We start from the raw sequence: 11,105 nt of genomic DNA, 5'->3' as shown, positions 1-11,105 counted from the left end.
CCCCCCCCCCCCCCCCCCCGGATCCCCTTGCCCCGCCGGAGACCATCGCGTCAGGGCAAATGAAGCGTCGCGCCCGAGCAGCCCGTCGCCAGTTGCCGGATCGACCGAGTCCTAGAACCACCAATACGCGCCGCCGGCGAGGGGCAACCACTCGCAGCGCCGCCGAGCGCCGTCGGAGAAGACTGGCGAGCGTCAAGCTGAGCGTGCAGCTAGATGGTCGGGACCGAGATCTGGATCCTGTTCATGCCGGCAGCCACCGCCAACCACACCGTGCCCTCGTACCTCGGGCCTCTGGCCTCTGGCCTCTGGCCTCGGTGGTTGTCGGTATCGACCCGGAACGCCCGCTTGCCGAGCGTTGTCGCGCTGACAGAGTAGGTGCCGTCGACGCGCGCTTGGCAGCCTCGTGTAGATCGGCGTGAATGGCACCCTTCGCCGGGCTCGACGCCGAATCGGTCGTGCCGTCGGTCGCGGTCACGAACGTAATTCGATCCCATGACGCCTGGGATACCGAAGTACCGGCCAAGCCGCCGACGCAGAACCCCAGGTGTCGCGAAGGGCGACACCGCCCAGCATCCTTCGCCCCGCCTCAGTCTGTTCCTTGCGACCGAAGCTCGGCGAGCAACCGCCTGTCGGCAGCGCACGATGCCGTGCGCTGCCGACGGACTGGTCGATTCGTCAGCCGGTCGGGATGCTCGCCCGCACGTTGATGACGTTGCCGATCTTCTGGTTGCCGCCCATGACGGCGGTGTTCTTGCCGGCGGCCGCCGGCAGGCCTTCCTTCAGGTTGACGGCAGGATCCAGGAGCCAGTTGGTGAGCAGGTTCCCGCAGCCGTCAGCCTTCGGCGCCGCGAAGGCGTTGTCCACCACCCGGAAGCCCTCGTTACGGATCAACCGACCGCGCTGCTCGACGAACACGGTGCCAAGTGCTCCGGTGATGCTCGTGTTCGGCGGCGGCGGGCTCGTCGCCCCCGTGGTCAGCTTCAGCAGCACCGGGTTCGCAGCAGAACCGATGTAGCAGTTGCTGCCCAGGATGGGGTTGTCCAGCTTCACGCGAAGCGGCAACGTGAGCGCGGTCCCGGTCTCACCGAAGAAGTTGTTCCCGTTGAACTCGATCGGGCCGGCGAGTTCAGCCGTCGCGGTCACGTTGTTGGCGTATGCCACCGCGTCGAAGAACCAGCCGAGCCAGAAGCCACCCCAGCCGCTGGTGTCGACCAAGCCGAGCAGGCCGCCTGGGACGTCGAGCGGCGTCTTCGACAACGTCGGCCCGCCCTCAGCGTTGATCCATGTGGTCGCGCCCGTATTCGGATCCAGCGTGTAGCCGCCCTGCAGCGTAATCGTCTTGTTGATCGGCACATCGGCATTGCCGAGCTTGAAGTTGCCCGACGTCGACTGCGTGAAGACGCAAACACTCGTCGCCGGGTTCGAGAGCGGGCAGTTCTTGAAGTCCGACCAGACCCCGGTCGGATCTGCTGCCTGCGCGCCCGAAGCCAAAGCCAACGAACCGGCCACACCGGCCACCGCAGCCCATCGCTTGAGTCTCACCATCATGCACCTCTGCTCCTCGTTCGTCGCCCGCGCCATCGCGAGCAATACATGCACATTAATATGTGCCTAGGCGCGACTGTACAGCGACAGTGTGGCAAGAGCAACTGAATCGAGGAAGGCCGACGTTTCCGACTCTGCAGAGGCGCGGGCTTTGAGGTTCACAGACCTGTAAGGACCGGCAGAACATGGGTGTCTACGCGATGGGGCCGCCGCCCGACGCATAGGCGTCGGAACACCCAGGGTCGGCCTACCGCCCCCGCTTCACCCGCACCGCATACTTCGACGGCTCCGTCAGGACCTTCGGGTTGTCGATCTGCCCGATCCGGTCGATCAGGCGGGTCCACTGGCCGGGCTTGAGGATCCGGGCGACCTGGCGGCCGAGCTTGGGGTCGTCGGCGACCTCGGGGCGGAAGCCGACGTGGATGTGGTCGTCGTGGTCCGGGAGCGACATGGTGTTGTCTGCCCCGGTGAAGGTCATCAGCGAGATGATCTGGTGGGGCTTCATCGCGCCCTGCAGCTGCAGCAGCAGACGGATCGTGGACTCGGTGATCGTTCCGGGACCCTGCGTCTTGGGCGTGATCGTGATCCCGTTGACCGCCGCGATGTCGACCGCGTTGCCGGACGAGTGCTCCGACACGTTCCCCGAGGCGGTCATCAGGCCGTGGCCGGACCGCAGGCTGGTGATGGTCAGCCGCAGACCGTTGGCGGTCAGGAACTCGAGGGTCGCCAACACCCGCCGATCGATGGCGCCGGCCTCGATGTCGGCGCGGCCCTGCGGGTAGATGCTCAGGTTCCGGTCCGCGAGCACGCGCTGCTGGAGCTGCGCCTTGCTCATCAGCAGCACCTGGCCCGCTCCGGCGGTGCCGAACAGCGAGCGGCCCTTCGCGCGGTAGACCGCCGTCGACTCGAGCAGCTTCCAACCGTCGAGGATCGGCTTCGGATCGATCCTCGGAGCGCCGCGACCGGCCGGCCGGATCTGGAAGGTCATGCGACCGCTCTGGTCGGCGGGAGCAGCGGATCCCGCCGCATCGCCGTCCTGGCCGGCGTCATCGCGGCGCCCGGCCGCCGTCTGAGCGCTCCCGACCCGTCCGAGGCTGGTCCCGCTCAGCACCCGCGCCCCGCGCTTGAGCGGCCGGTACGTCATCTGATCGGGCTTCAGGCCGTGCAGCGCGGCCAGGTCCGGGCGATCCCCCAACGCCGGCAGCGGGTCGCTGCCGCTGGTCGCCAGGCTGTCGCTCGGCGGCGCGTACGGTCCCGGGGTGATCGTCTCCACCTCGGCGCCCGGCGCGGGCTGCTGCGACTCGACCGGCGTCTGATCCGGGGTTCGGCTCTGCTGCTCGCCCGAGGTGTCGCCGATCGGCGCCGGAACGCCGGGAACCGGCATCAGCGGGGGCAGGCTGCTGGTCGGCGGCGGGATCGGGCTGTGCGATCGCGACCGCCGGCTGGTCGACGCGGCGGACCGGTCGGCGGCCGAGCCGCGGGACTGCGTCCTGGAGGACGGGGCGCTCGACGAGCTCGTCGCCTCGTCCCGGTGATCCGCCGCGGCCGTTGCCGCGGCGCCAGTCGCCACGTCGTCGGGAGCAGCGCCGCCGACGGACTCGGGGCCGCTGTCGCGTCCCGCTCGCCGCTCGGTCGACGACGAGGCGAAACGGGCAGCGCCACCAGCTCGTCCACGACGGACGCGCTCCCGCCCCTCGCCGCGACGATCGGCCGCGCCCTCCGCACCGGGAGTCGGTGCGTCGACGGGCAGGGCTCCGGGATGGGCCTCTGCGGTCGCTCGACGACCGGGGTTCGCGAGGACGCGGTACTTCGGGCGCGGCGCCGTGTCGACGACGCCGATCGTGCCGTCAGGGGCGGGCGCCGGATTGGCCGGATCGTCCGGCCGGGGCGCGCCGGCGGTCGAGCCTCCGCCCACGGTGGCCGGCCGCGCGGCGAGGCCGGCCCTGGCCAGCGGCAGGCCGGCGAGCGGACCCTGGAGCTTCGGGGCTGCTCCGCGTCCGCCGGCGGCGGCCGCGCTCGCTCCCTCCGCCGGCGCAGCGCCTGCGGCGAGGGGCGTGGCATCCGGGGCACGGCCCGTACCAGCGACCGCGCTGTTGGCGCCGCTCGTCCCGGCGGGCTCGGCTGCGCCAGCGTGATCGGCTCCGCCACCAACCGCCCCGCTGGTCCTCGTACCGTCGGCGCCCTGACCACTGCTGGCTGCTCCGCCAGCGCCGCTCGTCGCGCCGGCACCGCGACCGGGCGGTCCGTCGTCAGCGCCGTCAGGGCCGCCCGCCGTTCCACCTGCCCGTCCGATTCCGCCACTCGCGCCGTCCGGCTCGCCGCCGCCCTCCCCCGGCCGCGCGGTCCCGGCGGTGGCCGGGCGCGTCGGCTTCGGGTCGTCGGTCGGCTGGCCCGGCTCGTCGCCGCGGGCGGCCTCGGCCTCGGGGTCCTTGGGAGCCGGGTAGTAGGACTCGACCGACTTCAGGTGCGCGTAGGTGTAGGTGTTGCCGTAGACGTCGCGCAGCTGGACGAACTTGCCCAGGCGCGGGCTCTCGCCGATCCGGGTCACCTCGCCGTCCTGGACGGCGACGGCGGCCGCGCCGGGGGCGGTGCGGATCTCGATCGAGCGGCGGTCGCCCGACTCGACCGGCTTGGCCGCGTTGCTCCCCGTCGCCTTCCGTCGCGAGGTCGCCACGGCGTCGTCGCCGTCGTAGGTCGCGGCACGGTCGACCGGGAACATGCCCTGCGTCAGGCCGGCGAGCGACGAGACCAGATCGGCCGGCAGCCCGGCGATCAGCCGCGCCCGCAGCAGCACCGAGCGGACGTACCAGTCGGCGTGGTTGTAGGCGAAGATCGCCTTGCGGATGTCCTGGTCGGCGCCCGCGGCCCGCAGGTAGCGAGCGGCAGCGAAGATCGCGTCGACCGGGTTGAACGGGTCGGCCTTGCCGTCGCCGTTGGCGTCGGTGCCGTACGTCTCCCAGGTCGCCGGCATGAACTGCATCCAGCCCAGGGCGCCGGCCGACGACACGCTGAGGTTGCGCCCGTAGTCGGTCTCGATCTCGTTGATCGCCGCCAGCACCTCCCAGCGGATCCCGTACTGGATGCCCGCGGCCTGGTAGATCGGCAGCAGGAACGGCGGGATCCGGAAGCGGTCGAGGAAGAGGTTCGGGACCGCGGTCGGGGCATCGGGCAGCGGGTCGCCGCCGTCGGTCGGCGGCGCGTCGCCGGCGGCGTCGGGCGTCGTCCCCCCGGAGGCCTTGGAACCGTCCTTCTGCGCCTTGTCCTTGCGCTGCTTCGCACGGCGCTTGGCGGCCTCCTCGCGGGCGCGCTTGCGCTCGGCGGCACGGCGCTCCTGGGCCGCGGCGTGCGAATCGCGGGCCTGCTTGCGTCCCTCGCCGCCGCCGTCGACGGTGAGCGGATCGGAGCGCCCGGGACGACGCCCCGGCGGCGGTGCCGGCGTGGTCGTCGTCGGAGGCGGCGTCGTCTCGGTCGCCGCAGGCGGCTCCGCCGTCGTGGTCGGCTCCACCGCCAGCGGCGACGCCCCGTCGCCGGCTGCCACCGCCGGCGAGCTGGTCGTCGACGCCGCCGGCAGCGGCGTGGTGTCGGCCGCCTCGACGACCGCTGCCGGGGTCACGAGCGCGACGCCGGTGACGACGGCGAGCAGGCCGTTGCGCGCGTGCGGGTGCCGCGCCCCGCCCGCTGGTGCGTTCGCGTACGCCGCCGGCTCCCGACGGGTCGGCGAACGGCGGTCGGCGGGGTCGTTGGCGCTCATCGCGTTCCCTTCAGCTGCACCGGCGGGTCGGCCGTCAGGTGCGGGTAGGCGGTGCCGTATCCGGGCTGCGGGCCCTGCTGCTTGCACGGCGGCCGCAGGACCTCGCCGCCGGTCAGGTTCCGGAACCCGTAGGCGGCGATCAGGTCCTGTAGGCCCTCGGGCACGCTGGCCGTCGGCGCGATCGGATCGGCGTTGCCGCAGCTGGCCGTCGAGAGCGACTCCAGACCCTGGCCGAGCAGGCCCATCCCGCCCGGGTTGACGTAGGCGTTGCGGCGAGACATGCCGAACGGCCGTTGTTGGAATGTCAGTCCCTCGGGGCTGAGGGTCTGTGAGACGCGCAGGTAGTTGACCGGCGGACCGTCGATCGTCGCCTCCCGGGCCTGGCTGGCCGCGGTCAGGTTGCCGACGAAGGCCGTGATCTCGCGGCGGTTGTTCCCCAGGTAGCGGACCATCGGGTCGAGCTGGCGCAGGAACGGCTGGAAGTCCTCCAGCACCGGCGGCAGGTCGCTCAGCAGCTGGTGCAGGGCCGGCACGCCGCGCTCGGACGCGGTGATCACCGGGCCGAGTCGCTGCATGAAGCCCTTGAGCGGACCGCTCAGGCGGCGCAACGCGTCGAAGGTCGGCCCCAGCTCGCGCGCGGCCGGCTTCAGGCGCTCGACGATCGGCCGGCCCTCGCGCGCCAGCTTCGTGAACGCCGGCAGGGTGGCGGCGGTCTCGCGCTCGAACCGCGGCAGCTGCTGGAAGATCGCGGCCAGGTCCCGGTTGCGCGCGCCGAGGGTCGAGAACGTCCGCTCGCTCGCCCGGACCAGCCCCCGCAGATCCCCGTCGCGGGCGCTGATCGCGCCGAAGACCTTGCCGGTGCCCGACACCGACTGCCGGACCGCTCCCTGCTGGGCGTCGAGGATCGCGCTCAGCTTGCCCATCTCGTCGACGAACTCGGGCAGTTCCGCCAGCGTGGCGCTGAAGTCGGCGGCGCGCCCCCGCACCGCCTGGGCCTGCGACTGCATCCAGACGCGGAACGCCGCCCGGGTCTTGGCGTCGAAGGTCTTGAGGATCTCGTCCAGCTCGACCGTCGACTCGACCCGCGAGCTCTGCAGCGAACCGCCCTCGGGCAGCTCGCCGCCGGGGTCGTTGCGACTCGGGGCCAGCTCGATGTACGTCTCGCCGAGCAGCGTCTTGGAGCGCAGCATCGCCCGCGTGTTGCGAGGGATCGGGGCGAACTTGCCCTGCAGCTCGATGGTCGCCCGGGTCTTGTTCTGGACTCCCGGCTCGATCTCGACGACCTTGCCGACGTTGACGCCCGAGATCCGCACGTCGGCGGTCGTCGCCAGCTGCGTCGCCTCGGGCAGCAGGACCTGGAACCGGTAGCCCTCGGGCTTCAGCGGCACGGGGCCGCCGAACGAGATCCACAGGAACAGCAGGCAGCCGAAGCTCGAGAGGGCGAAGACGACCATCGCCAGGATCTGCGGAACGGTGGGGCGCTTCTTGATCATCGACCGGCCCTACTTGTCCGGAGTCCCGGCGCACTGCGCCTGGTAGGTCGGGATGTTGATCAGGCGAAGGAGCGTGCCGACCGGCGGGTTGCGCGTGTAGAGCGAATCGGCGAACTGCAAGACGCCGCACGGGATGTAGATCATGGACCGTCGGGTCGCCCCGACTCCGTCCTGGCTCGAGAGCGCCGAGTTCGTGTTGTGGTTCGCCCACGGCAGGTAGTAGAGGTAGCCCTTGCCCGCGCCCGGCGGATCGAAGGCCAGCGTGTCGGTCAGGGCGTTGAAGACCCGCAGCACGCGGTCGATGTTCGGTGCCGCCGCGGCGAGATCGCGAGCGGCGGGCGCCAGCGCCCGCACGGTCGGCTGCGCCTCGCGCGAGAACGGTCGCAGCTGCTCGCGCAGGACCGGGGTCGTCTGCTCGAGGAACGGGCGGAACTCGCGCAGCGCGGACGGCAGGGCCCGGGCACCGGGCAGCAGGCGGGGCGCCCCGACCTGCAGCGTCTTGGCGAAGTGGTCGGCCTTGCGCAGCGCCTCGTCGCTGGCCTTCAGGGCGCCGGGGAAGCGATCGAGCGCCTGCCCCAGGTTGCGGTTCTGGTTGGCGAAGCGCCGGAAGACGTCGGCGTTGGCGCGGACGAATCGCGCCAGCTGCTCGTCGCGGCCGCCGAGCTCGTCGGCGATCAGGCCCAGGTTGTGGACCAGCCGCTTGAGCTGCCCGCTGCGTCGCGCGACCAGCCGCGTCGCCTCGGCCGAGTGGTACGACAGGGGGGTGAACCGGCGCAGGTCGCGGGCGAGCGCCCGGCCGCCCTTGCCGCCGAGGGCGACCCCGGCCTGGCTGACCAGGTTGGCCAGCTCGGTGCGGGTGTCGCTGTCGAGGCTGGCCAGGACCTCGTCCAGGTTGACGTCGGGTGCGGTGAGCGCCGAGCTGACCGTCGCGCCGTTCTTCAGGGCCGGCCCCGCGGCACGGGTGCCCGGATCGATCTCGACGACCATGTCCTTGAGCCCGGTCTTCGGCCGCAGCAGGAAGCTCGCGTCCGGATAGACGTGGGCGTACTTCGGGTTCATCCGCAACCGCACGACCGCCGCCCCGCGGTCGAGCTTGACCGCGGCCACGTCGCCGACCCGGATGCCCGAGATCGTCACCGCCTGCCCCTGGCCCGGTGCGACGCCGTTCGCGGTCTGGAACCGCGCGTTGAGGTAGAAGTGCTCCTTGCCGACGAACGGCACCCAGCTCGGCGGCACGAAGTTCTGGTGGCCGAAGATGTAGCCGCCGACGACGACGCCGAGGACCATCAGCAGGACGAGCTTCACCGCCTGCGAGCCGTGGAAGCGGATGGCGCGCTTCACGGTGCCAGCTCCTTCGGCGGCATCGGCGTGCGGTTCGGCAGCGCTGGGCGGGGAGCGTTCGGCCGCGACCCGTCGGCCGCGCCAACGGCGCTGCTCAGGTCAGGCACTCCGGACCGATAGCACGGCACATCCCGACGAAGGGGCGGGGTAGCTCCGCCCGGGAACACCGGGCTCGTGCCGCTCGAGCGGATCGCCGAGCTGCTGCGGGAGGCGCGGTTCTTGGCGATCGTGTTGCCGCTGCGGATGACTTCGTCTCCACCGATGGTCGGCAGCCGCAGCAGCGCGCCGTTGCCGTCGAAGCTCTGGGCCTCGGACGCCTGGCCGATCATCGCGTACCACAGCTCCTTGTAGTTCTCGGAGCCGGTCGAGAGCGCGCCGTCGGGGACCGGCAGCTTCGCCGTCGGCACCAGCGTGTTGCTGGCGCAGCGTGCCAGCAGGTCGGCGTTGCGGACCAGATTGCGGCTCTCGTGGGTGACGCGAGCCAGGTCGCCGACCGCGGGAGCCAGGTCCCTCGAGAGCCCGCCGAGCTCGGGCTGGCCCAGCAGCGGCAGGGCTTGGGCGAGCCAGGGCCGCGCGGCCTCGATCGTGGCCGGCAGCTCGCGCAGGCCGACGCCGAGGGCGCGGGCCAGCTGGCGGGACGCCGGCAGCGCCTGGCGCAGGTTGGCGAACGCCGTGCGGCCGGTGGCGGCGACCGCCGCCAGCTCGCGAACGGTGTTGCGCAGACCGGCGGCGTGCAGCGCCGTGGTGCCGACGGTGGTGTCGAAGTCGCGGACCAGCGAGGTCAGCGCTCCCTCGTCGCGGGCGAGCGCACCCGTCGCCCGGCCGAAGCCCCGCAGGACCCGGGCCAGGTCGCCGGGCTGGGTCCCGCGCAGCGCGTCGGTCACGATCGCGCCGTCGCGCAGGGCGGGGACGCTGGTGCGCAGGGTCTCGTTCATCGCCTGACCGCCGGACAGGCCGCGCACGACCGGGGCCTGGGTGGCGTCCTCGGCCGCTGTCGGGGTCGACCCGAGCGCGTCGCCGAGGCCCTGCAGCGTCTGCTGGAGCCCGGTGCGGACGTTGCCGCGCAGCGGGCTCAGGACCTGGTCGAGCTGCACCGGCGTCGTCGTCTGGGCGATCGGGATCGTGCCGCCGCTGGCCAACTCGGGACTGCCGGGTCGTCCCGGCCGCAGGTCGACGTAGAAGTTGCCCTCGAGGAACAGCTTGGGCCGGATCTTGAGCTCGGCGTCGCGGCGGATCGGGCGCCCTTCGTCGTCGATCCGCATCGTGATCTGCGCGAGGTCCGTCTTCTTGTAGCGCTCGACGGCGGTGACCTTGCCGACGTTGACGCCGGCGATCCTCACCTGGCTGCCGGGCACGAGCAGGTTCGACGTGTTGACGACCGCCTTGACCTCGTAATGCGACTGGAACGGGATCGCCTGGCTGAAGATGAAGTACACGACGACGAGCGCCAGGACGATCGTGAAGATCCCGGCCTTGACGTCGCCGAAGCGCTCGATCCAGACGCCCTTGGTGGTCTGCGCCATCAGTCGCCCGCCTTCGCCTTGGCCGGGGCCCAGCGCCCGGTCTTCGTCGTTCCGACCCCTTGAATCCCGGGCACGTTGCCGATCAGCTGGCGATCCATCAGGTACCCCTCGCTGCCTGCCTCGCACTCGCGCGGCTGCCCCGGAGCGGCGGTGTTCGGGTACGGGTTGCTGTGGAGGTAGCTGTCCTTGGGCTGGCGTTGGTCGGGGTCGATACCGGTCGCCGGCGTGGCCGATGGCCCGGCTTCGCTCCCCGGTACCTGGCTGGCGACGACCGCCGAGACGCGAAGCATGGATCCAACGGCGTCTGCTTCGGACAGTGCGTTGGCGAGGTTCCGCAGGATCAGCCCGCCGTAGTTGCAGACCGTCTGCGCCGGGGTGATGAACGACGTCAGCGGGCGCAACGTGGTGGCGGTGTTGGTCAGCGCCTGCAGCCCGGTGTGGACGCGCTGGTCGTCGTCGAACCGCTCGAGATCGCCGAGCGTCCCGATCAGGCGCCGGTTGAGCGCGGGCGACCGGCGCAGGGCAGGCGTGCCGGCCTCGAGCGCCGCGGCCATGTCCGGCGACGCTGCCGACAGCGACGCGAACGCCGGGCGCAGCAGCCGCAGCAACTCGGTCGAGCTGCGCATGAAGGGCGCCTGCCTCGGCAGCTCGTCGGTCCCCGCCTTGAGCGCCCGCGGCCCGTAGCTGATCGAGGCCATCAGGTCGCCGCGGACGTCGCTGAGCGCCCCGAACGTCTGGCGCAGCGCCGTGAACAGCTGCGCCTGCTCACGGGCGACCGGCGCGACCTCGGCCGCGGCGCGGGCCAACGCGGGGAACAGCCGATCGAACCCGGTCTGCGCGCTGACCAGGTTGCGCGCCGCCGGCTCCAGGTGGGTGACCAGCGGCAGCAGGCCGACGATCGCCCGGTTGAGCGCGGCGCCGCGCCCGGCGAGGCCGCCGCCGAACTCGAGCAGGTTCTCCTGCGACGCGCGGCGGGTCGGCTCGTCGAACGTGTTGAAGAAGTCGTCGAAGTCGACCGGCTCGGGCGCGGCGTAGCGCAACGGGATCGTCCCGCCCTGCGGCACCGTCCGCGACGAGGCTCCGGCGGTGACCTCGACGTAGCGCAGGCCGAGCGGCGACTTCGGCCGGATCGCGATCCGCGAGTCGACCGGGAGCTTGCCTGAGGTCCGGTCGAGCTTCAGGTGCAGCCGCGCGCCAGCGCTGCCGTCGGGTCGCACGATCGGGGTGATCGAGCCGAGCTGACCGATCCGCGCGCCGCCCTTGCGCACGTCGTTGCCGGCGACCAGCCCGGCCGCGTCGCGGACGTCGACGGAGACGTCGTAGGTCTTGACGAACGGCAGCCCGCTGTTGGCGTTGTAGGCCAGGACGAACGCGACCAGCGCGATCAGGATCCCGGCCGCGCCGACCAGCACCGGATTGGCCACGATCGAGGAGCGGCCACGGAGGGGCATC

General features: G+C 72.1%; 6 protein-coding genes. All 6 read right to left on the bottom strand.

Features of this window, described 5'->3' with window-relative positions; all coding sequences use genetic code 11:
- Positions 1–675: 675 nt before the first annotated feature.
- The 6 genes from PAI11_RS11970 to PAI11_RS11945 all read right to left on the bottom strand — a co-directional run bounded on the left by PAI11_RS11970 (position 676) and on the right by PAI11_RS11945 (position 11,104).
- A complete protein-coding gene (locus PAI11_RS11970) occupies positions 676–1,548 on the bottom strand; it encodes a hypothetical protein (RefSeq protein WP_244406540.1) in 873 nt (290 codons plus the stop codon).
- A 244-nt stretch (positions 1,549–1,792) separates the two neighbouring features.
- Positions 1,793–5,296: a lytic murein transglycosylase gene (locus tag PAI11_RS27835; RefSeq protein ID WP_007574913.1), complete on the bottom strand. Its 3,504-nt coding sequence runs from the start codon at positions 5,294–5,296 to the stop codon at positions 1,793–1,795.
- Positions 5,293–6,789 (bottom strand): MlaD family protein, encoded by a 1,497-nt coding sequence (locus PAI11_RS11960; RefSeq protein ID WP_007574911.1) that lies wholly within the window; start codon positions 6,787–6,789, stop codon positions 5,293–5,295. Before PAI11_RS11960 ends, PAI11_RS27835 begins: the two co-directional genes overlap by 4 nt.
- 9 nt (positions 6,790–6,798) lie before the next feature.
- Positions 6,799–8,130, bottom strand: coding sequence for an MlaD family protein (locus PAI11_RS11955; RefSeq protein ID WP_007574908.1), 1,332 nt, complete (start codon positions 8,128–8,130; stop codon positions 6,799–6,801).
- Positions 8,127–9,653 (bottom strand): MlaD family protein, encoded by a 1,527-nt coding sequence (locus PAI11_RS11950; RefSeq protein ID WP_007574906.1) that lies wholly within the window; start codon positions 9,651–9,653, stop codon positions 8,127–8,129. Before PAI11_RS11950 ends, PAI11_RS11955 begins: the two co-directional genes overlap by 4 nt.
- Entirely contained in the window at positions 9,653–11,104 is a 1,452-nt protein-coding gene (locus tag PAI11_RS11945) for an MlaD family protein (protein ID WP_170320723.1), read from the bottom strand. The genes PAI11_RS11950 and PAI11_RS11945 overlap by 1 nt, the downstream gene beginning before the upstream one ends.
- Position 11,105 lies beyond the last annotated feature (1 nt).

The sequence above is a fragment of the Patulibacter medicamentivorans genome, assembly GCF_000240225.1.
GTDB lineage: Bacteria > Actinomycetota > Thermoleophilia > Solirubrobacterales > Solirubrobacteraceae > Patulibacter > Patulibacter medicamentivorans.
The sequence above is the reverse complement of the archived record's forward strand: the minus strand, read 5'-3'. Positions and strand labels throughout refer to the sequence as shown.